Here is a 25460-nt window from a genome sequence, read left to right on the forward strand (position 1 = left end):
GAGTGGGGGGAACGAGCCATGGCCGCATCCGGTCGGCACCGCCGGTACCAGCCGAGCCGTATCAACCGTGCATCGCTGACGGTCACGGCCGGCGGAGCCGGGATAGCCCTGCCGCTGGTCGCGCCGGGAGCGGCCGACGCCGCCTCGGTGGACGTCTGGGAGAAGGTCGCGGCCTGCGAGTCGACGAACAACTGGCAGATCAACACCGGCAACGGCTATTACGGCGGGCTGCAGTTCAAGCAGTCCACCTGGCAGGCGTACGGCGGTACGGCCTACGCCCCGCGCGCCGACCTGGCCACCAAGGACCAGCAGATCGCCGTGGCCGAAAAGGTGCTCAAGGGACAGGGGCCGACGGCCTGGCCGCTGTGTTCCGTACGGGCCGGCCTGACCCGCGGCGGCGACGCGCCCGACATCAGCACCGGGCCGAAGGCCGCACCCAGGAAGGCGACGCAGCCCAAGAAGGCATCGGCTCCCGCCACGCCCGACGCCAAGGGCTCCGGCCCGGCCAAGGGCAAGGACGGAGCGAAGGGGAAGACCTACACCGTCGCCGGCGGCGACACCCTCTCCACCATCGCGGACGCCGAGGACGTCAAGGGCGGCTGGCAGCGCCTGTACGCCGCGAATCGGGAGACCGTCGGCAGCGACCCCGACCTGATCCTGCCGGGACAGAGGCTGGCTCTGGCCGGCGCGCCGAAATCCAAGCCGGGTACGAAGGCGAAGCCCCGGACCGGCAAGGGGACCGAAGCCGAACGGGCCTCGGTCACCAGACCGCCCAAGAAGGAGACCCGAGCCCCGGGGCTCACCGCCCCGGTGGAGACCGGCCCCAGTACGCCCTACCGCGCGGCCGGTTCCTCCTGGGCCAAGGGCTACCACACCGGGGTCGACTTCCCCGTGCCCACCGGTACCGCCGTGAAGGCCGTCGCCCCCGGCCGGGTCGTCTCGGCCGGCTGGGGCGGGGCGTACGGCTACCAGGTCGTCGTCCAGCACACCGACGGCAAGTACAGCCAGTACGCGCACCTTTCGGCGCTCACCGTCCGCGAGGGCCAGAAGGTCGGCGGCGGCCAGCGCATCGGCCGCTCCGGCTCCACCGGCAACAGCACCGGCCCCCACCTCCACTTCGAGGTGCGTACGGGGCCCGGATACGGCTCGGACATCGACCCGCTGGCCTACCTCAGGGCGGGCGGCGTCACAGTCTGAGTCCGCGAGCCCGGCGGCCTCGAAGGACGAACCCGCGTCCGCAGTGCCGGTGACACGGGCGCCGGTGCGGGTGCGGCTGCCCAAGTGGGCGTCGGTGCCGGTGACGTCGGGGCCTGCGACGGGACGCCGGGCAGCTTGCGCTGCCGCTCGGCGTGCGCCCCCAGCCGCTCCGTCGTCAGCAGGATCAGCCCGCCCGCCGCGACGACCCCGCAGCCCAGCGCCAGCGCCGTGCCGGTCGCGCCGTACCTGAAGTGCTCGCCGAAGAGCGTGATGCCCACGGCGGCCGCGACCACCGGGTTGGTCACAGTGACGGTGGCCAGTGGGGCGGCCAGACCGGCGCCCCGGTAGGACGCCTGAGAGAGCATCATGCCGGCGGCCGCGAGCCCCGCGATCGTCAGCAGGCTCGGCAGCTGCCCGGTCAGTCCGCCGAGGCCGCCCGACGACGTCCAGTCGACGGCCACCAGCTTGGTGAACACCGACGCGATGCCGAACGCGGCACCCGCCGCCGTCGCCAGCAGGATGCTGCGTACGACGGCACGGTGCACCCGCTGCGCCGCGAGGAACAGCACCGCCACCCCGCCGAACGTCACCAGTGCCACCGCCAGGCGCTCGCCGCCGTCCAGCGACTGCGCGTCGGCGGTGCCGGTGAGCGACAGCAGCCCCGCGAGCCCGGCCGACGCCATGATCGCGCCGCGCCAGGCGGCGGCGCCCGCCCGCCGACGTACGAACACGGCAGCCATCGGCAGCGCGAAGACGATGGTCAGCGCGCCCAGCGGCTGGACCAGACTCAGCGGCCCGTACGCCAGCGCCCCGACATGCAGCAGCGCGCCGAGCCCGTTGAGCGCCACCGCGGCCCACCACGCGCCGTGGCGCAGCGGAGCGTACGGGCGGGCCGGGGTCGTGGAGGCGACGCGCTCCTGGACGATGGCCCCGGCCGCGTAGGCGACAGCGGAGACCAGCGCCAGCAGTACGGACATCGCTAGAGCACTCATGCACTCAACGATGTCTCTTCGAAGCCTTCGAGTCGTCGTCCTTGAGCAGGCATTCGGACGTACTGCCGAAGTAGTACGGGGGTATGACCAAGGTCCTCCTCCCGGCTGTGTTCCCCCTACCACGGGTGGAGAAAGCAGGGCGCTCTCCCACCGGACCGGCGTGTGAGACTTGCCCGGTGGAGGGAAGGGCAGGGGACATGGACCTGGCGGAAGCGGCATCGGTGGGCGGGTTCTTCGCGCTGCGCACCGGGCCCCCCGTGGCGGGTGCTCACGTACCGCTCGCACGGATCTACGCGGGTGACACGGCCCCACTGACCTTCCGCGTCGACAAGGTCGCCGCCCGGCTGCGCGCGCCCGAGCGCAGAGTGGCCGCCTCCGTCGCGCATCTGGGGCTCGCCGCCCGGCTGTGGTCGCTCGCGCTGGGCCCGGCCGCGCTGTACGGCGAGTTCCCCGACCTCCCGCCGGACGATCTGCGGTGGGACGCCGACCTGTCCTCGCCGCACGACCTGTGGCTGTCGGCGCCACCGCGCCCGCTGCCCGCCACCGCCGAGCGCATCCGCGAGGTGGTCCAGTACGGCCATCTCGTGCCCCTCGCGGACGCGCTCCGCCACGACGGCCGGATCTCGCGCCGGCTGCTCTGGGGCAACGCGGGGTCCGCGCTGGCCGGCGCCGCCCGGGAGCTCCACGCCTGGGCACGGAAGAACGGCCGGCCGGAGGCGGGGGAGCGGGCCCTCGCGCTGGCCGCCGAGCTGTTGCGCCACCCTGACCTGCGCTCCACCGGCACTCTCGACGGCGCGTCCTTCCGCCGCCGCAGCTGCTGTCTCTACTACCGTTGCCCGTCCGCAGGCCTGTGCGGCGACTGCGTATTCGACCACTCTCCGCAGCGGTCTTCCGCACAGCGCGTATCTGAGTGACCATCAAGGGAAGACGACGACGGGGGAGGGCCGCGATGAAGGTGGGACTTCTCACTCGCGAGTATCCGCCGGACGTCTACGGCGGGGCCGGGGTCCATGTCGAGTTCCTGGCCCGGGAGTTACGGTCCCTCGCAGAGGTCGAAGTGCACCGCTGGGGCGCCGGTGACGCCCACGGCGCAGTCCACGGCCACCGCCCCGACGACGCGCTCAGAGGCGCCAACGAAGCCCTGCGCGCCTTCTCCGTCGACCTGTCGATGGCCGCCGCTCTCGACGGATGCGACCTGGTCCACTCCCACACCTGGTACACCAGTCTCGCGGGCCATGTGGGAAAGCTGCTCTACGGCATCCCGCACGTCATGACCTGTCACTCGCTGGAACCCCTTCGCCCCTGGAAGGCCGAGCAGCTGGGCGGCGGCTACACCCTGTCCGGCTGGGCCGAGCGCACCGCGATCGAGTCGGCCGACGCCGTCATCGCCGTCTCGCGCGGCATGCGCGCCGACATCCTGCGCAGCTATCCGGCGCTCGACCACGGCCGGGTGCGCGTCGTGCACAACGGCATCAACACCTCGCTGTACCGGCCCGACCCGCAGACGGACGTGCTGGAGCGCCACGGCATCGACCAGGATCGCCCGTACGCCCTTTTCGTGGGCCGGATCACCCGGCAGAAGGGCGTCCCCCACCTGCTGCGCGCGGCGCGCCGCCTGGACCCGGCCACGCAGCTCGTGCTGTGCGCAGGCGCCCCCGACACCCCGGAGATCGAGCGGGAGTTCCGCGAGCTCGTCGACGAGCTGCGCCGCGCGCGCGACGGCGTGCACTGGATCGAACGGATGCTGCCACGCCCCGATGTGATCCAACTCCTCTCCCACGCGGCGGTGTTCGTGTGTCCGTCGGTGTACGAGCCGCTCGGCATCGTCAATCTGGAGGCGATGGCGTGCGGTGCGCCCGTCGTGGCCTCGGCGGTCGGCGGCATCCCCGAGGTCGTCGAGCACGGCGGCACCGGACTGCTCGTACCGTACGAGGAGTCGGACCCCGGCGCCTTCGAGGCGGGCCTGGCCGATGCGGTCAACCGGCTGACGGGCGACCGGCACAGCGCGATGCGGATGGGCGCGGCGGGCCGTGAGCGTGCGGTGCGGGAGTTCGGCTGGGACGCCGTGGCGCGCCGCACGGTCGACGTGTACGAGGAGCTAGTCAAGTCCAAGTAGCGAGCAGGAGGCGGCAGATGCGCGGTGGACCTTCGGTGCTCGGGATCGTACTGGCAGGCGGGGAGGGCAAGCGGCTGATGCCGCTGACCGCCGACCGGGCCAAACCGGCGGTGACGTTCGGCGGCACGTACCGGCTCGTCGACTTCGTCCTGTCGAACCTGGTGAATGGCGACATCCTGCGCAACTGCGTACTGACGCAGTACAAGTCGCACTCGCTGGACCGCCATGTGACCACCACCTGGCGGATGTCCAGCCTCCTGGGCAACTACGTCACCCCGGTCCCCGCCCAGCAGCGGCTCGGCCCGCGCTGGTACCTGGGGAGCGCCGACGCGATCCTCCAGTCGCTCAATCTCGTACACGACGAACAGCCCGACTACATCGCCGTGTTCGGGGCCGACCACGTCTACCGCATGGATCCCCGGCAGATGCTGGGACGCCACATCGAGAGCGGTGCGGGGGTGACAGTCGCCGGCATCCGGGTGCCGCGCGCGGAGGCGTCGTCGTTCGGAGTCATCACGCCGGCGTCCGACGGGACGAGGATCGAGCGGTTCCTGGAGAAGCCCGCCGATCCGCCGGGTCTGCCGGGCGACCCGCGCCGGGTCTTCGCCTCCATGGGCAACTACATGTTCACGGCGAAGGTACTTGTCGACGCACTGCACCGGGACGCCGAGGACGAGCGGTCGGTGCACGACATGGGCGGGTCGATCCTGCCCATGCTCACCGAGCGCGGGGTGGCGCAGGTCTACGACTTCGACGACAACCACGTGCCCGGTGAGACGCCGCACGAGCACGGCTACTGGCGCGACGTCGGCACGCTCGACACGTACTACGACGCCCATATGGATCTGATCTCCGGCCACCCCCGGTTCAGCCTGCACAACCGGCGCTGGCCGGTCTACACCCACCCCGGCCAGCTGCCCCCGGCCCGCTTCGTGTCCGGCGGCATAGCGGGCGAGTCGATCGTCAGCGCGGGGTGCGTGATCCGGGGCCAGGTCACCCGGTCCGTGCTGTCGCCGGGGGTGGTTGTGGAGGAGGGGGCGGTGGTGCAGGGGTCGGTGCTGCACGACAACGTGCGGGTGGGCAGGGGAGCGGTGGTCCGGGGCTCGATCCTGGACAAGAACGTCGACGTACCGCCGGGGGCGACGATCGGCGTGAACCCGGAGCGTGACGAGCAGCTCTACACGGTCTCCAGGAACGGTGTCATAGCCCTGGGCAAGGGCCAGCCGGTCTCGTAGCCCCGCCACTGCCCCCGCGCAGCGGCCGGAGCCAGTCACTCGTTCAGCGTGGCAAACTTGTGCGGGCGGCCGGTTCACGGTACGTCGGCCTGCCCGGACGCGGGAGGCCCAGCAACACGAGCTACAGAGGATCGGCAGCGGCAATGACGGTGACAGAGGACAGTCCGGCGGCGTACGACGACATCCCGGACGACCAGGACGCTCAGGACACCCAGGCGTTCGGCCCCGGCATCGACCCCGACCGCATGGCCGTCTGCCTGAGCGTGCTCGACGAGCTCGACAAGCTGGACGTCGACCACCCCGACGCCGTCGCCGTCCGCCGCGCCACCGCCGGCATCTACCGCACCGTGAAGCAGCGCCGCCGCCAGGAGCGCCGTGCCGCCAAGACCGCCCACGACCGGGCCGTCACCCACGCCACCGCCACCGGCTCCGCCGAGCGCATCGACGACGAGACGCAGGGCGTCCTGCCGTCCTCATCGGCCACCGCCGAGATCGCGGGCATACTCCAGCGCCCCCGCTCCTGCTACATCTGCAAGACCCGGTACGTCGAGGTCGACGCGTTCTACCACCAGCTGTGCCAGAAGTGCGCCGCCGAGAACCGCGCCCGCCGCGACGCCCGCACCGACCTGACCGGCCGCCGCGCGCTCCTCACCGGCGGCCGCGCCAAGATCGGCATGTACATCGCGCTGCGGCTGCTGCGTGACGGCGCCCACACCACCATCACCACGCGCTTCCCGAACGACGCGATCCGCCGCTTCAAGGCGATGCCGGACAGCGACGAGTGGATCCACCGCCTCAAGATCGTCGGCATCGACCTGCGCGACCCGGCCCAGGTCGTCGCGCTCGCCGACTCGGTCGCGGCCGAGGGCCCGCTCGACATCCTGATCAACAACGCCGCGCAGACCGTACGCCGCTCCCCGCGCGCCTACAGCGAGCTGATCGGCGCCGAGTCCGCCCCGCTGCCCGCCGGTGAACTCCCGACCGCCGAGGTCATCGGCGCCTTCGGCTCCGGAGCCCAGCTCTCCCTGCCCACCGCCCGGCCCGAGGGTCTCACCGCCCAGCAGGTCACCGACCTGGCGCTGGTGACGGGTTCCGCCTCGCTCGCGCGTATCGAGGCGGGTACGGCGATCGACGCAGGCGGGCTCGTACCCGACCTGGACGACACCAACAGCTGGATCCAGACAGTTTCCGAGGTCGACCCGGTCGAGCTCCTCGAAGTACAGCTGTGCAACTCGACGGCGCCGTTCATCCTGATCAGCCGGCTGCGCCCGGCGATGGCCGCGGCCGCCGCCGAACGCAAGTACGTCGTGAACGTCTCCGCGATGGAAGGCGTCTTCAGCCGCGGCTACAAGGGCGCGGGCCACCCGCACACCAACATGGCCAAGGCCGCGCTGAACATGCTCACCCGTACCAGCGCCCAGGAGATGCTGGAGGCCGACGGCATTCTGATGACCGCCGTCGACACCGGCTGGATCACCGACGAGCGCCCGCACCCGGACAAGATCCGGCTCGCCGAGGAGGGCTTCCACGCCCCGCTCGACCTGATCGACGGCGCGGCCCGCGTCTACGACCCGATCGTGCGCGGTGAGGACGGCGAAGACCTCTTCGGCGTCTTCCTCAAGGACTACGCCCCCGCGAACTGGTAGGAAGCGGACACAAGTCCGGTGCGTGATGCCTCAGGAGAGGTGTTGCGCACCGGACTTGTGCGCCCCTGCCACCCCTTCCAGTACCGGCCGCCAGTCCTCCATCTCCCCCACGTCGAGGCCGACGACCTTCCCCGCGTCGTCCGCCTGGCGCAGGATCACCGCCTCCTCCGCCAGTGGATCCCGCGCGAAGGCCGCTGCCTCGCCGGGTGTCATCGCTCCGCCCTGGGGCCCCAGCGTCAGCTCGCTCTGCGGGGACAGCGGGCGCCCCGGCTCCGCCGTCGCCTTGTCGCTGGGTGTGAGCGACGCAACAAATGTGCGGTTTGCAGTGCGTGGTCGTGCAGATCGACCGGATCGCCGCTGCGGTCCGGGGCGTCCCACGCGCCCCGGCAGGCGTGCAGGAGGGACATCAATTCCTCGACGCTGTGCAGCTCCATGCCGTTCCTCTCCGAATGCCCGGCTTCGTACCCCCGAGCAGATCATGGGCGTACGGGACTCCGGCTGAACAGGATGCGAAGGGCAGCAGGCCGAAAGGTGACGTAGCCCATCGAGAACCATCGAGCGGAACCACGCTCATATGGGTACTCTGTTGGTCACGGACAGCCTCACCAAGGCCACTCCAGTGTGAGTAACCGGCGCCACCGCGACCGAACTGCCCCAAATTTCCTGACCCATCGGGCGCCAGGTCGTCGTTGGCCCCAGGCCGAGGCGACACGTCCGACGGGTTACGCGACACAAAGGAGTGCGCGGTGACGCCAGAGATGACAAAGCAGGACAAGCGTTCGCATGAACGCGGTGAATGGGCCGGTCAGGCCCGCCGCCGCAGGCCCGACGAACTGGGCAGCCTCGAAGTGTGGTCCCGATCGGCCCCCATCAGGCTGGCGGGTTACGAAGAGGATCTGGCCGAGTCGCACATCCTGCCGGGAATCGACTGAGCGGACTGAGTGCGACGGCGTCCCCCCTGCCCGGCCGACACGGCCGGGCAGGGGGGACGCCGTCCCTCAGCGGGGGCGGACCGGGGCCGGGAGCTCCACCTCCAGGAAGCGGCGCCGACGCGGCCCCCGGTACAGCAGCGCCGTCCAGCCGAGGCGGCCGAGCTCCGCAGCGCACCCGGTCAGCGTTTCCTGCTCCTCCTGGGCGGCGCCGCTGCCCGGTGGGCCGAGCCACTCCACCCGTGCCGTTCCGGGGCGCTCGCCCGCGCCGACGCGATAGCCGGTCGCGGTGCGCGCGCCGGCCGCGTCCACGGCGGAGGGAGCGAAGCCCGCCGCCTCCAGCACCAGGGCCACCGACCGCACCACCTGGTTGATCTCCCACGCCGCCGGTACGGCTTCCGGATCGTCCGCTTCCGTGTTCGTCAAGCGCCTGATCTGCATCAGCCCGTCGAACGCGACCCGCACCTCGGCGGCTCGCCGCCCGTCGGCTGCGCCGGGCGCCGGTCCGTCGCCGGTGGCCGCGTCGAACGCTCCAGACGTCATCACTTCCCCGCCCGCCTCACCGAGTACCGGATGGACGGCCGATTCTGTCAGGCGGCCGGTCCTGTCAGTGGGGCGACGTACGGGCGAGAGCCATCGGCGGGCGGAATTCGCGTACGAGCGTGCGGTGCCACCACGCGCGCGTGGCCCGCAGTTCGCGCCAGGTGGTGAAGCGGTAGCGGTAGACGCGGGCCCGGACATGCGTGGGCGGGGAGCCGGGGAAGGGATTGGAGCGCAGCAGCCGCAGCGTCGCGGGATCGCCTGTCAGCAGCCGCTCCATGAAGGGGTCGAACCAGGCGTACGCGTACGCGGGGGAGAGTGCCGCGAACCACATCATCCAGTCGAGGCGCAGATGGTACGGCGCGAACTGGCGCGGGAGCCTGCGCGGATCACCGGGCTTGCCTTTGAACTCGTACGCGCGCCACACCGTGCCCCCGTGCACCACAGCTTCGTCCGTACCCTCGACGACGATCTCCTGGCGGACGCGGCTGATGCTCCCGAACGCGCCGTACGCGTTGACGAGGTGGAGCGGATCGTACGAGCGGTTCATCGCCTGGCGCCGCGAGAACAGATTGCGCGCGGGCCGGTAGCTGAGGGCGAGCAACAGCGCGGTGACGGCGATGACCAGCACCTCGTACCAGAGCGGGGAAGCGGGCAGGGCGGGCGCGGTGACCCACGGCGAGAAGTCGACGGCCGAGAGCGCCAGGACGATCGTCAGCCAGTTCAGCCAGGCGAAATTGCCCGAGAGCACCAGCCACAGCTGGGTGAGGATCATCAGGGCGGCCGCCGCGCCCGCGACCGGCTGCGGGGTGAAGAGCAGCACGGGGACCAGCAGTTGGGTCACGTGGTTCGCCGCCACCTCGACCCGGTGCAGCGGCTGCGGGAGGTGGTGGAAGAACCAGCTCAGCGGGCCCGGCATCGGCTGCGTCTCGTGGTGGAAGTCGAGGCAGGTGAGCTTCCGCCAGCACTGGTCACCGCGCAGCTTGATCAGCCCGGCGCCGAACTCCACCCGGAACAGGACCCAGCGCAGCAGCCACAGCACCAGCACGGGCGGGGCGGTGCGCTCGCTGCCGAGGAAGACCGCGAGGAAGCCGGCCTCCAGGAGCAGGGACTCCCAGCCGAAGGCGTACCAGGTCTGCCCGACATTGACGATCGACAGATACAGGGCCCACAGAACCGCCCACATCAGCATCGCGGCCCACAAAGGCAGTTGGTCGGCCGCGCCCGCGATCAGCGCCGCCGCGAGCAGCACGCCCGTCCAGGCGCACCCGGCGAAGAAGCGGTCCGAGTAGTGGAGCCGGAAGAGGGTGGGCGACTGGCGCCAGGGCACCCGCCGGAGATGCGCGGGCACCGGCAGGATGCCCCGGGAGCCGATGAGCGCCCGGAACTGCAGGGCCGCCGTGAGGAACGCGACCAGGTACACGACGGCCAGAGCCCGCTGGAAGACCAGCCGGCTCAGCCAGTAGTCGGGCGCGGTGAACCACTCCATTACGCTCATTATCGGCGCAAGGGCGCTCCAGCCGCGATCCGCCGCAGTGTTCTGCCGAGACGCCGGGCGTACCAGCGCTGGCAGACGGGCACGACAGGTCCGGCGAGACGGGTGTACCAGCGGCCCGGTCGGCTGAACGCGGTGACGCCGAACCACACGGTCCCGTCCTCCGCCAGCTCCACGACGAACGACTCCTCGCCGCACTCCGGGTGCCCGCCGGTCGTCCCGTACGCGAAACCGGTCCTGTCGTTCTCGTACGCCGTCCAGACCACCACGCACGGCGCGGCCACCCGCAGTGGCCCGACGCCGAGCGACACTTCGACGGCCACGCCGGCCTCGGCCCGTGCCGCGTCCGCCCGTACTCGTGCGCCCGACGCCCGGTGCATCCGCCAGGTGGTCACCGCCGCGCCGGCCGCTTCGAAGGCGGCGCGGCCCGTGCCCACGGGCACGCGGTGGTGGAGGTGGTTGTAGCCGGCGGGCAGGGGGTCCTGCCGGGTGGCGCCGACCTCGGGGTAGTTGAAGGTGCTCATGCGAGGGTCTCCTTGTCGAGTCGTCGCCAGGCCAGCACCGCGCACAGCGCGAAGCCGAGCGCGTTGCCCAGGCCGTGGGTGGCGGCCATCCAGGTCAGGCTGGGGTGCGGAATGCCGGTCGCTTCGCCGAGCGCCCAGCTGAGAGCCAGCAGCATCGTGGCGACCAGGACGGCGGCCGAGACGGCGAGCAGCGTGCGGGTCGTCCGGTCCTGTCGGTCGTCGCGTACGTCCTGCCAGGTCAGCAGCGCCACCGCCCACATGCCAGCCGTCAGTACGAGCGCTCCGGCGAGCTCGGCCCAGTCGTCGATGAAGTACCCGGCGAGGACCAGCAGCGTGCCGAGCGGCACGCTCAGCGCCGCGAACCGCGCGGCCGGCCGTTCCGGGGCCACCCGGCAGACGAGCCCCGCGACCAGCGCGGCGGCGAAGCCCGCGAAGTGGAAGTGCGGCACGGTCAGCGCCAGGATCTCCAGGTCGAAGCCGAAGAGCTCGTGCCCGGAACGCTCGGCGACCAGCGCGAGCCCGGCGACCGACGGCGTCGCGAGTGCGGTGAGCACCGCGATCTCGGGAGGGGCGAGGGAGCGCGTACGGGCGAGGCGGGCCGGGGCGTGCAGTGCGAGAGCGGCTGTTCCGACGGCGTACACCGCGGCGAGCGCTGTCGCGGCTCCGCCGCGCGGCAGCCACAGGGCGACGGCCCCGGGCGCCGCGAGCAGCGGCCACAACCGCCGGATCCGGTCGAGCCCGGGCGAATCGACGAGGCGCAGTCCCATGGGGACGATCACGAGCATGCCGAGCATCACGATCAGGTTGACCAGCACGAACACCGCGCACCCCCTAGATTTGAACGCGTTCAATTCAATCTGGGGATGACCATACGGTGTCTGTTGAACGCGTTCAAGTCTCTGTTCCCTGGTTCGCTTCCGTTGGCTTGTGACCGCCGGGCGGGCACACACTTGAGGAGAGGTCCGTCGCGCCCTTCCGGGGCACAGACGGAAGGAGATCTTCATGCACCCCGTCGCCCTTGCCGGCGCCGCAGCCGGCCGTCTCGCGCACTACGCGGTGTCCGGCGTGGTCGGTGGTCTGATCATCCGGGGGGCCGCGAAACGCCTTCCCGACGCGAAACCCGTCGCACGCAAGGCCCTGATCGGCGGCATCGCCAACGGCATCGTCGCCGGGAGATGGGTCGCCTCGGCCGCCGAAGAGGCCCGGCTCAAGGCCGGGGACGTGCTCGCGGAGGCCCGGACCAGCCTCGGTGAAGAGGTCCCGCCGCCCTCGGCGGTCAAGGTTGACAACCGCGATCACGGACACGAGCACTGACCATGGCGGCCGTGGTCGTGTGCTCCGTGGCCGCGGGCCGAGCGCGGCTGACCGTTCCCTGGGTACGGGCCCGCCCCGGCAGCGCCGGACTCGTGGACGAACGGCTGACCGGCATCAGCGGGTTCCGCGCGCTGCGGATCTTCCCGCGTACCGGCAGCGTCGTGATCTGGATGGAACCGGACCGCCTGGACGTCGACCGGCTGGCGGCCGCGCTCGAGGAACCGCCGCCCGAGTCCGCACCGGCCACGCCCACCAGGTCCGCACCCGATTCCTCCACCGGTGAGGTGGCGCGGCTGGTGGTCGGAGGCGCCGTCCTCGCGCTCGTGGCGCTGCGCCGCCTGCTGCGCAGGCCACGGCTCACCCTTGGCTCCTCGGGATTCCTCGGCGCGGTCACGGTCTTCACCGGCCTGCCCTTCTTCCGGGGCGCGTTGCGCTCGCTCAGAGGCCGGGGTTCTCCGGGTACGGACACCCTCGTCACCGCCGCGACGGTCATCTCACTGGTGCTGCGCGAGAACGTCGTAGCCCTCACCGTCCTGTGGCTCCTGAACATCGGCGAGTTCCTCCAGACGCTGACCCTGCGCCGCACCCGGCGCGCCATCGAGGAACTGCTCACCGTCGGCGACGAGCGCGTCTGGCTCGTACGGGAAGAGGGCGTCGAGGCCGAGGTGGCGCTCGAAGACGTACGCCCCTTCGATGTGGTCGCGGTGTACGAGCACCACCGGATCCCCGTCGACGGACACATCGTCTCCGGCGAGGCCCTGGTCGACCAGGCGGCGGTCACCGGTGAGGCCCTTCCCGTGTACGCCCGTTCCGGCTCGCACGTCTACGCCGGCACCATCGTCACGTCCGGTTCGCTCCAGGTCCGTGCCACCTACGTCGGGGCCGACACCACGGTCGGCCGGATCATCAGCCGTGTCGAAGAGGCCCAGGCGGACCGCGCGCCGATCCAGACGGTGGCCACCCGCTTCACGCAGCGCTTCGTTCCGGTGTCCTTCGCGCTCGCCGCACTGACGTACTTCGTCACCCGCGACGCGAGACGCGCGATGACCATGCTGCTGATCGCCTGCCCGTGTGCGGCCGGACTGGCCACGCCCACCGCCATCAGCGCGGCCATCGGCAACGGAGCGCGCCGCGGAACGCTCATCAAGGGCGGAACGCACCTGGAGGGCGTCGGGCGGGTCACGGCCGTCGTGTTCGACAAGACCGGCACCCTGACCTTCGGGCGGCCACTGGTCACGAGCGTGGTCACCCTCAGCGACCGGTTCAGCGCCGACGAGGTGCTGAGCCTGGCCGCCTCCGGGGAACTGCACGCCCGCCACCCGCTCGCCCAGGCCATCGTCGCCCGTACCGAGGAACAGCACCTGCACGTTCCCATCCACCAGGCCTGCGAGGTCGTGCTCGGCATGGGCATGCGCGCCGAACTGGACGGTACGCGCCTGCTGGTCGGCAGCCCCGCCCTGCTGCGCCGCAGCGGCGTCGAGCTGACCGAGGAGGCGCAGGGGTGGACGCAGCGGCTGCGGGGCGGCGGCGAGACCGTCATCTGTCTGGCCCACGACGACGACCTGATCGGCATGCTGGGTGTCTCCGACGCCGTACGGGCGGGCGCCGAGACCGTCATCGGGCAGCTGAGGGACCTGGGTGTGTCCCGCCTGGTACTGCTCACCGGTGACGCTCCGGAGACCGCGCAGGTCGTCGCCGACGCGCTCGGCATCACCGAGGTGCACGCGCACGCGCTTCCGGAGGGCAAGCTCCAGCTGATCCGGGATCTCCAGGCCGAGGGCCACACGGTGGCGATGGTCGGCGACGGCACCAACGACGCTCCCGCGCTCGCGCTGGCCGATGTCGGGATCACCATGGGCGAGCACTCCTCGCACGTGGCGCTGGAGACGGCCGACATCGCTCTGGCGGGCAACGACCTGCGCCAGGTCGCCGCCGTCGTCGAACTCAGCCGCCATACGCTGCGCGTCGTACGCCAGAACTACGGCCTGGCCATCGGAGTCAACCTGCTCGGCCTGCTCGCCGGCGCCGGGGGCTCCATCAACCCCGTTCTCGCCGCCCTGCTCCACAACACCAGCAGCATCGCGGTCGTCGGAAACTCGGCCCGGCTGGTCAATCACACCCCGCACCTGCCGCGGGAGGCCCAGGAAAGGCTGAGCGCCGCCCCGCTCGAGGACCGCCGCGTGCGCTGAGGCCGGGCGGACCGGGGCGCCGTTGTCCCGCATGCGCCTGCCGCGGGCTGCGCCTAGCGTGAGCCCATGGACGCGGGCGCAGGGGGAGGCGATGCGGCGGAGTACTGCCGCTGCTGGGAGCGGAAAGGCGGTGTGGCGTGCTGCTTCTTCGAGGTGTACGGGCCCGCGCTCGGCCTGGGGGGATTCGACTGGGACCTCGACAGCGGACTCATGCGGATGGACGATTCCGCTCTCGCCGTGTTCGACCTGCGCCCCGAGGAGTACTCCGGCCGCCCGGAGGAGCTCGCGGTACGCGTGCCGCCCGCCGAAGCGGCCCGGCTGGACGCCCTGGTCTCCGAGGCGCTGAAGCACGGCAGCGTCACGTACGGCGCCTACTTCCGCATCCGCTGCCGCGACGGGTCCCTGCGCTGGACCCACACCCAGGGCTGCGTACGCCGCGACGCCGCCGGCCGGCCCCGCCGCATCATCGGCATCGTCCGCGACGCCACCCAGGAGCTCGCCGACTCCACCGACCGGCTCGAACACGACGCGGAGAGGCGTCGCAGGACCAGCGTCGTCCAGGGGACCACGGCCGCCCTCGCCCACGCGCGCACCGTGCAGGACGTCATCGACGTACTCAACGACTCCCAGGGCCTGGAGAACCTCGGGGCGGCCAGCCTGGTGATGGGGCTCGTCGAGGCGGGTCGCATCCATCTCGTCGCCGACGGACCCGACGGCTCCTTCGTGCCCGGCACCCGCTACACCCGGATCGACGAGCAGTACCCGATGAGCGAGGTCGTCCGCACCCTCGCGCCCCGCTTCATCGAATCGCCGGAGGACTTCGCCGAGTCCTACCCCATCCTGTGGCCGAACATCAGAGCGCTCGGCGTCACCTCCGCCGCGTATCTGCCGCTGATCGCCCAGGCCCGCCCGGTCGGCGCACTCGGCCTGCTCTACAGCGACCGGATCGGGTTCACCTCCGACGAACGCAACCTGCTCATCGCGCTGGGCAGCAGCATCGCGCAGAGCCTCCAGCGCGCCATGCTCTTCGAGCAGGACAAGGACCTGGCCGAAGGCCTCCAGCAGGCCATGCTGCCGCGCCGCATCCCCTCCGTCCCCGGCGCGCAGATCGCCGTCCGCTACCGCTCGGCCCGCCTCGGCCGCGACATCGGCGGCGACTGGTACGACGTGATCCCGTTGCCAGGCGGACGCGTCGGCGCGGTCATCGGCGACGTACAGGGCCATGACACGCACGCCGCCGCCGTCATGGGACAGCTGCGCATCGTGCTGCGCGCGTACGCCGCCGAGGGGCACACCCCCGCCACGGTGATGGCCCGCGCGTCCGTCTTCCTCCACGAGCTGGACACCGACCGCTTCGCCACCTGCACGTACGCCGAGACCGACCTGACCACGGGAGTGGTCCAGCTCGTACGGGCCGGGCACATCGACCCGCTCGTCCGCCACGTCGACGGCACCTGCCGCAGGCTGCCCGTCGCAGGTGGCATGCCGCTCGGCCTCTCCGCGGAGTTCGGGCAGCTCGAATACCCCGTCACGACCGTCGAACTCGACCCCGGCCAGACTCTGCTGCTGTGCACCGACGGGCTGGTGGAGCTGCCGGGCGCGGACCTCGACGACGGCATGCAGTGGCTCTCCGCCCTGGTCCGCAGCGGACCCCGCGACCTCCAGCAGCTGGCCGACAAGCTGTGTGAAGTGGTCGACGAGAGGGGTGGCGACGACGACGTGGCGCTGCTGCTCCTGCGCCGCCGCAAGGGCGCGGACGTACCGCAGACGGGCGGGCGGCTTCAGCAGCACGTCGCGCAGAACGACCCCGAAGCGCTCCGTTCGGCGCGGCACATGGTCCGTGCGGCGGTACGGGCCTGGGGTGCCGGGGAGCGGGCGGACGAGATCGAGCTGGCCGCCGACGAGCTGATGACCAACGCGCTGATGCACACGGACGGCGGAGCCATCATCACCGCCCGCGTCCTGACCGGGGCGCAGCGCAGACTGCGGATCGAGGTCGAGGACCGCTCCAGCGCGCTGCCGCGCCGCCGGGAGGCGGGGGAGTCGGGTGTGTCGGGGCGGGGGCTGATGCTGGTCGACCGACTGGCGGACGTGTGGGGCGTGGAGTCGAGGGGGAGCGGCAAGTGCGTCTGGTGCGAGTTTGCCGTGCCCGACCGGCTTTGAACGCTCCTGACCGTACCGTTCGGTAACGGTATGTGATCCGTACGTACTTGACCGTAACCGACCGCTCGGGATTGACTGCGGCTCTCCACCGGCCTCCGACGACGTGAGGGCTCATTGAGCACCGAGCTTCTGGCACCTCTTGATCTGGCGTTCTGGCACCTCGAATCCACCGAACATCCCATGCATCTCGGCGCGCTCGCTCTCCTCGAGAGCAAGGCCGAGGACGGCGAGGGCGACGGCGACTGTGTCGTGGACCTGCTCGCCGAGCGCGCCGCCGCGATCCCCCGGCTGAGGATGCGCGTACGCGCGGTGTTGCTGCCCGTCGGCGGTGCCGCCTGGTCCACGGCCAAGGACTTCGACGTACGCCGCCACGTCCGGCAGATCCGGCTCCCCGCGGGCGACTTCGCTGCCCACGCCACCGAGATCGCCGGGGAGCTGATGGAGCAGCCGCTCGAACGCGGCCTGCCGCCCTGGGAGATGTACGTCCTGACCGCCCCCGGGTCCCGCACGTTCGCCGTACTCGTCAAGCTCCACCACGCCCTCGCCGACGGCATGCGCGCCGTCGCCATCGGCGCCGGCATCTTCGACCAGATCGCGGGAGCCCGCGCGGCGGGCGCCAGGCGGGAGCGCAGCGTGCCGCCCCGGTCCTGGCTGCCGGGTCCGCACCAGGTCGTCGGCTTCGCCCGCGACCGCCTGGAGGAGGTCGGCCGGGCCGTCGGCATCGGCGCGTCCGTGATGCGGGCCAGCAGGTTCGACCTGTGGGGGGCCAGCGCCTTCGCGGCGGGGTCCAGCGGCACGCGACGGCTGGGCACCGCCGTGCTCGGACTCGACGACGTACTGAAGATCCGCAGGGTGGCGGGCGGCACGGCGAACGACGTGCTGCTCGCCGTCGTCGCCGGCGGCCTGCGGCGATGGATGCTGGAGCGCGGCGAACCGCTGCCCGGCGCGGACCCGCGCGCCCTGGTGCCCGTCTCCCGGCGCCGCCCCGGCAGCGCGGCGGGCACCGGCAACAAACTCTCGGCGTACCTCGTCGGGCTGCCCGTCCGCGAGCCCGCCCCCTGGGCTCGGCTCACGGCGGTGCGCCGGGCCATGGACCGCAACAAGGCCGAAGGGCCGGGACGCGGCGCCGGAGCGGTCGCCGTACTGGCCGACCACCTTCCGCCGCTCGCCCACCGGTTCGGCGCCCCGATCGCGGGCAGCGCGGCGCGGATGCTCTTCGACGTACTGGTCACGAGTGTGCCGCTGCCCCGCTCCACGCTCTCGCTCGGCGGCAGCCCGCTGCGCGCGATCTACCCGATGGCGCCGCTGGCGCGCGGGCAGTCCCTGGCCGTCGCCCTTTCGACGTACGGCGGCCAGGTGCATGTCGGCCTCGTCGCGGACGCCAAGGCGGTCCCCGACCTGGACCGGCTGGCCGGGAGCATGACCGACGAGCTGGCAGCCCTGCTGCGGGCGGCCACCGGCTGAGGCACGCTGGGAACATGCCTGAGCTGCCGGAAGTCGAAGCGCTGCGAGAGTTCCTCGACGAGCACCTGGTCCGCCGGGAGATCACGCGCGTCGTCCCGGTCGCGATCAGCGTCCTCAAGACGTACGACCCGCCGCTCTCCGCACTGGAGGGCGCAGCGGTCACCGGCGTCGGCCGGCACGGCAAGTTTTTGGACATCGGCGTCCTCGACATCGGCGGGGGCGGTCTGCACCTGATCACCCATCTCGCCCGGGCGGGCTGGCTCCGCTGGAAGGACGACCTGCCGGCCGAGCCGCCGCGCCCCGGCAAGGGGCCGCTCGCGCTGCGCGTCGCCCTGGCGGACGGTGCGGGCTTCGACCTCACGGAGGCGGGCACGAAGAAGAGCCTCGCCGTGTACGTCGTACGGGACCCCGCCGACGTGCCGGGCATCGCCCGGCTCGGCCCCGATCCGCTCGCCGACGGCTTCGGGCGCGACCGGTTCGCGGAGCTGCTGCACGGGGAACGGCGGCAGCTCAAGGGAGCGTTGCGCGACCAGAGCCTGATCGCCGGGATCGGCAACGCGTACAGCGACGAGATTCTGCACGCGGCGAAGATGTCACCCTTCAAGCCCGTCGCCAACCTCACCGACGACGAGATCACCACGCTGTACGAGGCGCTGCGCGCCACCCTCGGCGAGGCCGTCGAGCGCTCGCGCGGGGTGGCCGCGGGCCGGCTGAAGGCGGAGAAGAAGAGCGGGCTGCGCGTGCACGGCCGGACCGGGGAGGCCTGCCCGGTCTGTGGGGACAGCATCCGCGAAGTGTCGTTCAGCGACTCGTCGTTGCAGTACTGCCCGACCTGCCAGACGGGCGGCAAGCCGCTCGCGGACCGACGACTGTCACGGCTGCTCAAGTAGCGTCGTCAGCGGGCGTACGGGCTCACGCCTCGATCGTGACCAGACGCCTGCCGTCCAGCGTGCGGACCTCGAAGCGGTCGATCTCGCCGCCGCGCAGCGCCGAACCGCCCTCCGTGCGCAGCGGCTCCTCGTGGCCCTCGACGCCCGGCATCCCGTAACCGCCCGCCGGCACCGCCCAGGTGGTCACCGTCTGCTCCTCGCCGTCCTTGCCGACGGCGATCAGTTCGCAGGTCAGTGGCCCTTCGACGCGTGCGAGTTCGAGCCCCACCCCCGACCCCCAGCCGCGCTCCTGGAGCGCGACGGACGCCGATACGCCGGTGGCCGGGTCGGTGGCGGCGTACCGCTGCACCGTGCCACCGCCCTCTTCACCGGAGCGTGCCTGAAGGCCCAGCGCCGCCACCGGACCGGCGATGATCAGCACGGCCGCCGCGGCGACCAGCCGCAAGCGGCGCCTGCCGCGCCGGCGGCGCCCCGCCTCGACCCCGTCGATCAGCCGGTCCAGCAGCCCGGCCGTGGGCCGCTCCGGCAGTACGGCGGCGCCGCCGCCGGGATGGGCGTACGCGGCCAGCGTCGACTCGAGTCGGGCGAACTCGCCGAGCCGCACGGCGCACGTCGCGCAGTCGGCCAGATGTTCCTCGAAGCGGAACGAATCCGCTGGATCGAGGACGCCGAGCGCGTACGCGCCGACGTCCCGATGCCGCTGGTCCGAGTCCGTACTCATGGGGCAATTCCTAGGGGGTCTCGCGTGATACGTGGGGTAACCGACTGGTCGTCCTCAGGTACGGAATTCACACCGTTTCTGCTCAGGGCAAGAGGCGATCCGGCCGGATTCCTCCCTGGCCTGGAGGTTCTTGTGCGGCCCGGGAGGTCGCCGCAGAATGGGCGCGTGACAGGTGCGCATGTGGAGCTGCTGCTGGGCGCGTACGTCCTCGACGCCCTGCCGGCCGGCGAGGACGCGGAGGTCGCCTCGCACCTCGCACTGTGCGCCATGTGCCGCACCGCCTACCTGGAAGTGACCGAGGCCGCCGCGCTGCTGGCGCTGTTCTCGCTGGACGACCTGACGGCGGGCCACGACGACGCCTGACACCAGGTGCGAACGGGACCCGTATGTCCAGGTCACCCGACCTGCTCCTACACTCCCCACCATGTTGCGTGCACTGGCTGTCGACGACGAACGACCGGCGCTGGAGGAACTCCTCTACCTGCTGCGCGCCGACCCCCGGGTCCGCAGCGCCGAAGGGGCCACCGACGCCACCGAGACCCTCCGCCGGATCAACCGCGCACTCGACGCGGGCCCCGATGGCCACGACGCCATCGACGTGGTCTTCCTCGACATCCACATGGCCGGGCTCACCGGCCTCGACGTCGCCAGGCTCCTCGCCGGATTCGCCCGCCCGCCGCTCATCGTCTTCGTCACCGCCCACGAGGGCTTCGCCGTCCAGGCCTTCGACCTCAAGGCCGTCGACTACGTCCTCAAGCCGGTGCGCCGCGAGCGCCTCGCCGAAGCCGTACGCCGCGTCTGCGACCAGGTCGAAGCGAGCCCCGCGCCCACGGCGGCGTCCCCGCCCGCCGTCCCGCCGCAGACCGGCTCCGCCGACCAGATCCCGGTCGAACTGGGCGGCGTCACCCGCTTCATCCCGATCGACGACATCGCGTACGTCGAGGCGCAGGGCGACTACGCCCGCCTGCACACGCACGCCGGCAGCCACCTCGTACGCATCCCGCTCTCCACCCTGGAGGAGCGCTGGGCCGCCCGCGGCTTCGTCCGGATCCACCGGCGCCATCTCGTCGCCCTCGGCCGCATCGACGAACTGCGGCTCGACGCGGGGGCGACGACCGTACGCGTCGGCGACGCCGAACTGGCGGTGAGCCGCCGCCACGCACGCGAGCTCCGCGAGCTCCTGATGCGCCGCGCCCGCGGCTGACGGCCGAGAGGTGCCGGCCGGGCGCAGACCGCCGACGCGCCGAGCGCCCGAGGAGTCGTACGCCGAGCCGGAATCCGCCCTGAACGACTGCGGCGGAAGCGGCCGAAAGCTCGGCCGCTGACCCTACCCACCGTAATCACCGCTGCGTAGACTCGCGCCGATGTCCGCAGACCAGCCGCACTCAGACCAGCCTCCGTCAGACCCGCCGCCGCGCCGCGTAACCGTCACCGGCGTGCCCCGCAGTGCCCGGCGCCCGCCCGGGCACGCCCCGGCGCGGTCGGAGATCACGGAGCAGACGACGCTCGGAGCGACGTACGTACGCTCCCTCATGCGCAGCCAGCTGCGGACGGCACTCGTCTCGCTGGGCGCGCTCGTCCTGCTCGTCGGCTCGCTGCCGCTGCTGTTCTCGCTCCCCGAGGTCTTCACCGCCTCCGACCTGCCGTCGCCCGCACCCTTCGTCTGGGCGGCGCTCGGCGTCGCCGTCTACCCGGTGATGTGGCTGATCGCCCGCTGGTACGTCCGGCGCGCGGAGCGCAACGAGCGCGCGTTCAGCAAGCTCGTCGAAGGACGCTGAGTGAACCAGGCGTACGCGGTGGCCGCCGTCACTGTCGTCGTGCTTGCCACCGTCCTCATCGGCGCGCTCGGCCTGCGCATATCCCGTACCACCTCCGACTTCTACGTCGCCTCCCGCAGCGTCAAGCCGGGCCTGAACGCCGCCGCCATCAGCGGCGAGTACCTCTCGGCTGCTTCTTTCCTCGGCGTCGCCGGTCTTGTCCTCCTCCAGGGCCCCGAAATGCTGTGGTACCCGGTCGGCTACACCGCCGGATACCTCGTCCTGCTCGTCCTCGTCGCCGCCCCGCTGCGCCGCTCCGGGGCGTACACCCTCTCGGACTTCGCCGAGGCCCGCCTCGAATCGCCGCAGGTCCGCAGGCTCGCCAGCCTCTTCGTCGTCGGCATCGGGTGGCTCTACCTGCTGCCCCAGCTCCAGGGCGCGGGTCTGACCCTGGAGATACTCACCGGCGCACCGGACTGGGTCGGCGGCCTCGTCGTGGCGCTGGTCGTGACGGGGGCGGTGGCGGCGGGCGGAATGCGCAGCATCACCTTCGTGCAGGCCTTCCAGTACTGGCTCAAGCTCACCGCACTGCTCGTGCCCGCGCTGTTCCTCGTCGGTGCCTGGGCCGGGGACGACGCACCGCGTGCCGGATTCGCCGAGCCCGCCACCTTCCGCGAGCACACCGTCGTACGGATCGACGACACCGTACGCATCGACCTCGACCGGCCGCTGCCCGTCACCGTGACCGGCACTGTCGACGGCCGCCGCCACGACCACGAGCCGGTCGCGCTCGACGCGGGCGTCCACCGCATAGGCGCGGGTACGGAGCTGGGGTTCCCTGCCCGTGCCCAGGTCCCGGAGAAGGCGGGCTCCGAGCGGACGGGCGCGTCCAGCTGGTCGCAGCCGCTGGCCAGCAGCCGCGAGGAGCATCCGCTGTACGCGACGTACGGACTCATCCTCGCCACCTTCCTCGGCACCATGGGCCTGCCGCACGTCGCCGTCCGCTTCTACACCAGTCCCAACGGCACCGCCGCGCGCCGCACGACCCTCGTCGTACTCGGCCTGATCGGCGCCTTCTACCTGCTGCCTCCGGTGTACGGCGCGCTCGGCCGGATCTACGCCCCCGAACTGTCCCTCACCGGCGAGGCGGACGCCGCCGTACTCGTCCTCCCCGACCGGATGATCGGCGGCGTCGGCGGCGATCTGCTGGGAGCGCTGCTGGCGGGCGGGGCGTTCGCGGCGTTCCTGTCCACCGCGTCGGGGCTGACCATGGCGGTCGCCGGCGTCCTCACCCAGGACGTCCTCCCGTCCCGCGGCGTACGGCACTTCAGGCTCGCGACCGTCCTCGCGATGGCGGTGCCGCTCGCCTTGAGCATCGTGACGGTCAATGTGCCGATCGCCGACGCCGTGGGCCTCGCCTTCGCGGTGTCCGCCTCCTCCTTCTGCCCGCTGCTGGTACTCGGCATCTGGTGGCGCGGGCTCACGCCGCCCGGCGCGGTGGCCGGTCTCGTCGTGGGCGGCGGGGCGGCGCTGACCGCCGTCATGGCGACCAGGGCGGGCTTGCCGGCGGACGGCTGGGCGCATTCGCTGCTGGCCTGGCCCGCCGTCTGGTCGGTGCCGCTCGGGTTTCTGACGATGGTGCTGGTGTCGCTGGCGACCCGTGACCGCATACCCGCCGGGACTGCCGCGACCCTGGCCCGCCTCCACCTGCCGGAGGACCTGATGGGAGTGGGAGTCGAACGATGACCGGAATCGAGATCGCGGCGCTGGCCGCCGCGGGGGCCGTACTCCTGGCCGCGGGCATCGTCCTCGGCCGCGTCACCGCCCGCCACGGACGCGGCGAGGACCTCGACCTCGGGACGCCCGTCGAGCGCGCCACCTTCCACACCCTGCACACCGCCTCGCTCGCCGCGCCCCCGCTGCGCGCCGGCCTGACCGAGGACACCGCGCGCAAGGCCGCACGCAGGCTGCGTTCCCTGCTCGGCACCGAGGCGCTGTGCCTCACCGACCGCGAGAGCGTGCTCGCCTGGGACGGGCCCGGCGGCGATCACCACAGGGAGCTGGTGATGCGGCGCGTACGGGAGATGCTCGACTCCGGGCGGAGCCAGAGCGTACGCAGCGACTGCGAAGACCTCCAGTGCCCGCTGCGATGGGTGGTGATCGCGCCGCTGACCGGCGAGGAAGGCGTACTGGGCGCCCTCGTCGCGTACGGGTCACGGGAGTCGGCGGTACTGGTGCGAGCCGCCACCGAGGTGGCCCGCTGGGTGTCCGTACAACTGGAACTGGCCGAGCTCGATCGCTCACGCACCCGGATCGTCGAGGCCGAGATCCGCGCCCTGCGCGCCCAGATATCGCCGCACTTCATCTTCAACTCGCTCGCGGCGATCGCCTCGTTCGTACGAACCGACCCCGAGCGCGCCCGCGAACTGCTCCTCGAATTCGCCGACTTCACCCGCTACTCCTTCCGCCGGCACGGCGACTTCACCAACCTCGCCGACGAACTGCGCTCCATCGAGCAGTACCTGGCGCTGGCCGGAGCCCGCTTCGGCGACCGGCTCAAGGTGACCCTCCAGGTCGCCCCGGAGGTGCTGCCGGTCGCGCTGCCGTTCCTCTGTCTCCAGCCGCTCGTCGAGAATGCCGTCAAGCACGGACTGGAGGATTCCAGGGACGAGTTCAAGGTCACGATCGCCGCCCGGGACGCGGGCGCCGAGGCCATGGTCGTCATCGAGGACAACGGCGTGGGCATGGACCCGGAGCGGCTGCGGCAGATCCTCGCCGGGGAGCACACCACCTCGTCCGGCATCGGCCTGTCGAATGTCGACGACCGGCTGCGGCAGGTGTACGGGGACGACTACGGCCTGGTGATCGAGACGGGCGTGGGCGCGGGCATGAAGATCACGCTGCGGTTTCCCAAGTACCGCGCGGGAGTGCATTCGTCGGCGCCCGCCGAGCCCGGTCGTGACCGTGACCGTGACCGCGATGGCGATCAGAAGAGGTGGATGGCGAGATGACCCAGCGGCAGCCCCAGCTGCCAGGCCGGCATCCACACCTTCTCGCCCTCGTCCACGCCGATGTCCGCCGCCCGGTGCGAGGGGATCGCGCCGCCGAGGTCCGCGGCGAGCAGCTCCGTGCCACTGAGCCACCGCCATGACGCCAGGGCCAGTTCGAGATCCGGGCTGTCCACTTCACGGCGGCGGCCGGCGGCGGTGCGGTCGGCCAGCCTCTCCCGTACCCACGTCTCCCAGGGGTGCCCGAACGTGGTGAGCGAGAGCCACTCGTCGAGGCTGGAGACGACGCGGATGCCGGACAGCTCGTCCGAGCTGTCGGACAGATAGATGGTGAGCGCCAGGGTCTCGCGGCCGGCCCGGAACTCGATCGTGCCGGGTGGAATCAGATTGCCCGTGCGCAGCAGTTCGTCGGCGATGTACTCGGCGTACAGCCAAGCCATCGGAACCGCGAGCCTGCCTCCGCTGGTGCCATTCGTACTCTCGGGCAGCACAGCACTCCACCTTCTCCCGGGCTGATCTGTTCGGTGTTCTTCGGGGCACCGCCGAGCCTTCACTCTCAGAGACGCACAGCGTGCCGTCTTTACTCAACTTGACGCTGTGGTTTCGAAATCGGCCTGCTCTGCACGGGTACGGAGGGTGAAGAACTGACGCGCGGGGCGGGTGGTACGAACGTGCCTCAGGCGGCGTCGCGGCCGTACCCGGGAAGCACCTTCCGCAGCGCGCGCAGAGCATAGTACGTACGGGACTTGACCGTGCCCGCCGGTATGCCCAGAACTTCGGATGCCTCTGCCACGGACCGGCCGCGGAAGTAGACCTGCGTGAGCACCTCGCGGTGCTCGCCCCGCAGTGCCTTGACGGCTTCGCGGACGTCGAGCGCGGTCACGGAGCGTTCCACGTGGTCGTCGTGGAGCGCGGACTGTTCCAGTACGTCGTCGCCGACCTCGTGCGGCCGGGACCGGCGGGCGCGCCTGGCGTCGATCGCGAGCCTGCGGCCCACCGTGAAGAGCCAGGGGCGCATCGAGTCGTGGTCGCTCGCGAGCGCCTCCGGGTGCTGCCAGGCCCGTACCAGGGTCTCCTGGAGGAGATCTTCCGCGCGCTGCCTGTCCCCGTATGTGAGGCCCAGGAGAAAGCCGAAGAGTGCCTTGCCGTGCTCACGCTGAAGGTCGGCGATGGCTCGTTCGTCGGTGTGCTGCTCGATGGAGGAAGCGGAGGAAGTCACCGTTGACGCCCCTTCGGGAGACCGGGTGGCCGATGGCCGGACGGCCGCGAAGATATCCGCC

25 protein-coding genes are annotated in these 25460 nt (G+C 71.8%); 16 read left to right on the forward strand and 9 right to left on the reverse strand.

Going from position 1 to position 25460, the window contains the following annotated elements; all coding sequences use genetic code 11:
* Positions 1 to 18: 18 nt before the first annotated feature.
* A complete protein-coding gene (locus AC1P0E_RS29850; RefSeq protein WP_482745209.1) occupies positions 19 to 1197 on the forward strand; it encodes a transglycosylase family protein in 1179 nt (392 codons plus the stop codon).
* On the opposite strand, the gene AC1P0E_RS29855 is transcribed toward AC1P0E_RS29850, so the two are convergent.
* Positions 1167 to 2189 (reverse strand): DMT family transporter, encoded by a 1023-nt coding sequence (locus AC1P0E_RS29855; RefSeq protein ID WP_482745210.1) that lies wholly within the window; start codon positions 2187 to 2189, stop codon positions 1167 to 1169. The genes AC1P0E_RS29850 and AC1P0E_RS29855 overlap by 31 nt on opposite strands.
* A gap of 197 nt (positions 2190 to 2386) precedes the next feature.
* Here AC1P0E_RS29855 and AC1P0E_RS29860 point away from each other — a divergent pair, with 197 nt between their 5' ends.
* From AC1P0E_RS29860 to AC1P0E_RS29875, 4 genes are all read left to right on the forward strand, one after another.
* Positions 2387 to 3103 carry a (2Fe-2S)-binding protein gene (locus tag AC1P0E_RS29860; RefSeq protein ID WP_482745211.1) on the forward strand — a complete coding sequence of 239 codons (717 nt, stop codon included), beginning with the start codon at positions 2387 to 2389 and terminating at the stop codon, positions 3101 to 3103.
* Between the two features lie 35 nt (positions 3104 to 3138).
* Positions 3139 to 4305, forward strand: coding sequence for a glycogen synthase (glgA, locus tag AC1P0E_RS29865; protein WP_482745212.1), 1167 nt, complete (start codon positions 3139 to 3141; stop codon positions 4303 to 4305).
* Positions 4306 to 4322: 17 nt separating this feature from the next.
* A complete protein-coding gene (glgC, locus tag AC1P0E_RS29870) occupies positions 4323 to 5540 on the forward strand; it encodes a glucose-1-phosphate adenylyltransferase (RefSeq protein ID WP_482745213.1) in 1218 nt (405 codons plus the stop codon).
* Between the two features lie 143 nt (positions 5541 to 5683).
* Positions 5684 to 7186, forward strand: a complete 1503-nt coding sequence (locus tag AC1P0E_RS29875; protein ID WP_482745214.1) for an SDR family NAD(P)-dependent oxidoreductase — start codon at positions 5684 to 5686, stop codon at positions 7184 to 7186.
* Between the two features lie 30 nt (positions 7187 to 7216).
* On the opposite strand, the gene AC1P0E_RS29880 is transcribed toward AC1P0E_RS29875, so the two are convergent.
* Positions 7217 to 7399: a hypothetical protein gene (locus AC1P0E_RS29880; protein ID WP_482745215.1), complete on the reverse strand. Its 183-nt coding sequence runs from the start codon at positions 7397 to 7399 to the stop codon at positions 7217 to 7219.
* A 533-nt stretch (positions 7400 to 7932) separates the two neighbouring features.
* Between AC1P0E_RS29880 and AC1P0E_RS29885 the strand changes: the two genes are divergently transcribed.
* The gene (locus tag AC1P0E_RS29885) at positions 7933 to 8118 is read left to right on the forward strand and encodes a hypothetical protein (protein ID WP_482745216.1); all 186 of its coding nucleotides are present in this window, start codon (positions 7933 to 7935) and stop codon (positions 8116 to 8118) included.
* A gap of 66 nt (positions 8119 to 8184) precedes the next feature.
* On the opposite strand, the gene AC1P0E_RS29890 is transcribed toward AC1P0E_RS29885, so the two are convergent.
* The 4 genes from AC1P0E_RS29890 to AC1P0E_RS29905 all read right to left on the reverse strand — a co-directional run bounded on the left by AC1P0E_RS29890 (position 8185) and on the right by AC1P0E_RS29905 (position 11495).
* Positions 8185 to 8658 carry a hypothetical protein gene (locus AC1P0E_RS29890; protein WP_482745217.1) on the reverse strand — a complete coding sequence of 158 codons (474 nt, stop codon included), beginning with the start codon at positions 8656 to 8658 and terminating at the stop codon, positions 8185 to 8187.
* Positions 8659 to 8722: 64 nt separating this feature from the next.
* Positions 8723 to 10144: a lipase maturation factor family protein gene (locus AC1P0E_RS29895; protein WP_482745218.1), complete on the reverse strand. Its 1422-nt coding sequence runs from the start codon at positions 10142 to 10144 to the stop codon at positions 8723 to 8725.
* Positions 10145 to 10152: 8 nt separating this feature from the next.
* Positions 10153 to 10674, reverse strand: a complete 522-nt coding sequence (locus tag AC1P0E_RS29900; protein ID WP_482745219.1) for a DUF1990 family protein — start codon at positions 10672 to 10674, stop codon at positions 10153 to 10155.
* Positions 10671 to 11495, reverse strand: coding sequence for a YndJ family protein (locus AC1P0E_RS29905; RefSeq protein ID WP_482745220.1), 825 nt, complete (start codon positions 11493 to 11495; stop codon positions 10671 to 10673). Before AC1P0E_RS29905 ends, AC1P0E_RS29900 begins: the two co-directional genes overlap by 4 nt.
* 181 nt (positions 11496 to 11676) lie before the next feature.
* Between AC1P0E_RS29905 and AC1P0E_RS29910 the strand changes: the two genes are divergently transcribed.
* The 5 genes from AC1P0E_RS29910 (at position 11677) to AC1P0E_RS29930 (ending at position 18694) form a co-directional block, all read left to right on the forward strand.
* A complete protein-coding gene (locus AC1P0E_RS29910) occupies positions 11677 to 11988 on the forward strand; it encodes a DUF1490 family protein (protein ID WP_482745221.1) in 312 nt (103 codons plus the stop codon).
* A gap of 2 nt (positions 11989 to 11990) precedes the next feature.
* Complete coding sequence (locus AC1P0E_RS29915; protein WP_482745222.1) at positions 11991 to 14177, forward strand: heavy metal translocating P-type ATPase; 2187 nt, start codon at positions 11991 to 11993, stop codon at positions 14175 to 14177.
* Between the two features lie 66 nt (positions 14178 to 14243).
* Positions 14244 to 16340, forward strand: coding sequence for a SpoIIE family protein phosphatase (locus AC1P0E_RS29920; protein ID WP_482745223.1), 2097 nt, complete (start codon positions 14244 to 14246; stop codon positions 16338 to 16340).
* A gap of 114 nt (positions 16341 to 16454) precedes the next feature.
* Positions 16455 to 17804 (forward strand): wax ester/triacylglycerol synthase family O-acyltransferase, encoded by a 1350-nt coding sequence (locus AC1P0E_RS29925; RefSeq protein ID WP_482745224.1) that lies wholly within the window; start codon positions 16455 to 16457, stop codon positions 17802 to 17804.
* A 14-nt stretch (positions 17805 to 17818) separates the two neighbouring features.
* Positions 17819 to 18694: an Fpg/Nei family DNA glycosylase gene (locus tag AC1P0E_RS29930; protein WP_482745225.1), complete on the forward strand. Its 876-nt coding sequence runs from the start codon at positions 17819 to 17821 to the stop codon at positions 18692 to 18694.
* A gap of 22 nt (positions 18695 to 18716) precedes the next feature.
* On the opposite strand, the gene AC1P0E_RS29935 is transcribed toward AC1P0E_RS29930, so the two are convergent.
* Positions 18717 to 19415: a zf-HC2 domain-containing protein gene (locus tag AC1P0E_RS29935; protein ID WP_482745226.1), complete on the reverse strand. Its 699-nt coding sequence runs from the start codon at positions 19413 to 19415 to the stop codon at positions 18717 to 18719.
* A 165-nt stretch (positions 19416 to 19580) separates the two neighbouring features.
* Here AC1P0E_RS29935 and AC1P0E_RS29940 point away from each other — a divergent pair, with 165 nt between their 5' ends.
* The 5 genes from AC1P0E_RS29940 to AC1P0E_RS29960 all read left to right on the forward strand — a co-directional run bounded on the left by AC1P0E_RS29940 (position 19581) and on the right by AC1P0E_RS29960 (position 24183).
* Complete coding sequence (locus AC1P0E_RS29940) at positions 19581 to 19778, forward strand: zf-HC2 domain-containing protein (protein ID WP_482745227.1); 198 nt, start codon at positions 19581 to 19583, stop codon at positions 19776 to 19778.
* 61 nt (positions 19779 to 19839) lie between these two features.
* Positions 19840 to 20619, forward strand: coding sequence for a LytR/AlgR family response regulator transcription factor (locus tag AC1P0E_RS29945; protein WP_482745228.1), 780 nt, complete (start codon positions 19840 to 19842; stop codon positions 20617 to 20619).
* Positions 20620 to 20779: 160 nt separating this feature from the next.
* A complete protein-coding gene (locus AC1P0E_RS29950) occupies positions 20780 to 21193 on the forward strand; it encodes a hypothetical protein (protein ID WP_482745229.1) in 414 nt (137 codons plus the stop codon).
* On the forward strand, positions 21194 to 22918 hold the full coding sequence (locus AC1P0E_RS29955; protein WP_482745230.1) for a sodium/solute symporter: 1725 nt from the start codon (positions 21194 to 21196) through the stop codon (positions 22916 to 22918).
* Positions 22915 to 24183 carry a sensor histidine kinase gene (locus AC1P0E_RS29960; protein ID WP_482745231.1) on the forward strand — a complete coding sequence of 423 codons (1269 nt, stop codon included), beginning with the start codon at positions 22915 to 22917 and terminating at the stop codon, positions 24181 to 24183. The genes AC1P0E_RS29955 and AC1P0E_RS29960 overlap by 4 nt, the downstream gene beginning before the upstream one ends.
* Here the strand turns inward: AC1P0E_RS29960 and AC1P0E_RS29965 are convergent.
* Together AC1P0E_RS29965 and AC1P0E_RS29970 are read right to left on the reverse strand one after the other, a co-directional pair.
* Complete coding sequence (locus tag AC1P0E_RS29965) at positions 24159 to 24620, reverse strand: hypothetical protein (RefSeq protein WP_482745952.1); 462 nt, start codon at positions 24618 to 24620, stop codon at positions 24159 to 24161. The two genes, AC1P0E_RS29960 and AC1P0E_RS29965, sit on opposite strands and share 25 nt — an antisense overlap.
* Positions 24621 to 24856: 236 nt before the next feature.
* Complete coding sequence (locus AC1P0E_RS29970) at positions 24857 to 25399, reverse strand: sigma-70 family RNA polymerase sigma factor (protein ID WP_482745232.1); 543 nt, start codon at positions 25397 to 25399, stop codon at positions 24857 to 24859.
* Positions 25400 to 25460: the final 61 nt, after the last annotated feature.

The sequence above is a fragment of the Streptomyces sp. TRD_SC_5 genome (genome assembly GCF_056836825.1).

What these genes read in the sequence shown, in the direction of transcription:
- AC1P0E_RS29880 (WP_482745215.1), bottom strand. Translation starts at nt 7,399, where the DNA reads ATGACACCCGGCGAGGCAGCGGCCTTCGCGCGGGATCCACTGGCGGAG.
- AC1P0E_RS29960 (WP_482745231.1), top strand. Translation starts at nt 22,915, where the DNA reads ATGACCGGAATCGAGATCGCGGCGCTGGCCGCCGCGGGGGCCGTACTC.
- glgC (WP_482745213.1), top strand. Translation starts at nt 4,323, where the DNA reads ATGCGCGGTGGACCTTCGGTGCTCGGGATCGTACTGGCAGGCGGGGAG.
- AC1P0E_RS29900 (WP_482745219.1), bottom strand. Translation starts at nt 10,674, where the DNA reads ATGAGCACCTTCAACTACCCCGAGGTCGGCGCCACCCGGCAGGACCCC.
- AC1P0E_RS29910 (WP_482745221.1), top strand. Translation starts at nt 11,677, where the DNA reads ATGCACCCCGTCGCCCTTGCCGGCGCCGCAGCCGGCCGTCTCGCGCAC.
- AC1P0E_RS29930 (WP_482745225.1), top strand. Translation starts at nt 17,819, where the DNA reads ATGCCTGAGCTGCCGGAAGTCGAAGCGCTGCGAGAGTTCCTCGACGAG.
- AC1P0E_RS29965 (WP_482745952.1), bottom strand. Translation starts at nt 24,620, where the DNA reads ATGGCTTGGCTGTACGCCGAGTACATCGCCGACGAACTGCTGCGCACG.
- AC1P0E_RS29875 (WP_482745214.1), top strand. Translation starts at nt 5,684, where the DNA reads ATGACGGTGACAGAGGACAGTCCGGCGGCGTACGACGACATCCCGGAC.
- AC1P0E_RS29935 (WP_482745226.1), bottom strand. Translation starts at nt 19,415, where the DNA reads ATGAGTACGGACTCGGACCAGCGGCATCGGGACGTCGGCGCGTACGCG.
- AC1P0E_RS29850 (WP_482745209.1), top strand. Translation starts at nt 19, where the DNA reads ATGGCCGCATCCGGTCGGCACCGCCGGTACCAGCCGAGCCGTATCAAC.
- AC1P0E_RS29945 (WP_482745228.1), top strand. Translation starts at nt 19,840, where the DNA reads ATGTTGCGTGCACTGGCTGTCGACGACGAACGACCGGCGCTGGAGGAA.
- AC1P0E_RS29895 (WP_482745218.1), bottom strand. Translation starts at nt 10,144, where the DNA reads ATGGAGTGGTTCACCGCGCCCGACTACTGGCTGAGCCGGCTGGTCTTC.
- AC1P0E_RS29860 (WP_482745211.1), top strand. Translation starts at nt 2,387, where the DNA reads ATGGACCTGGCGGAAGCGGCATCGGTGGGCGGGTTCTTCGCGCTGCGC.
- AC1P0E_RS29950 (WP_482745229.1), top strand. Translation starts at nt 20,780, where the DNA reads ATGTCCGCAGACCAGCCGCACTCAGACCAGCCTCCGTCAGACCCGCCG.
- AC1P0E_RS29915 (WP_482745222.1), top strand. Translation starts at nt 11,991, where the DNA reads ATGGCGGCCGTGGTCGTGTGCTCCGTGGCCGCGGGCCGAGCGCGGCTG.
- AC1P0E_RS29890 (WP_482745217.1), bottom strand. Translation starts at nt 8,658, where the DNA reads ATGACGTCTGGAGCGTTCGACGCGGCCACCGGCGACGGACCGGCGCCC.
- AC1P0E_RS29920 (WP_482745223.1), top strand. Translation starts at nt 14,244, where the DNA reads ATGGACGCGGGCGCAGGGGGAGGCGATGCGGCGGAGTACTGCCGCTGC.
- glgA (WP_482745212.1), top strand. Translation starts at nt 3,139, where the DNA reads ATGAAGGTGGGACTTCTCACTCGCGAGTATCCGCCGGACGTCTACGGC.
- AC1P0E_RS29855 (WP_482745210.1), bottom strand. Translation starts at nt 2,189, where the DNA reads ATGAGTGCTCTAGCGATGTCCGTACTGCTGGCGCTGGTCTCCGCTGTC.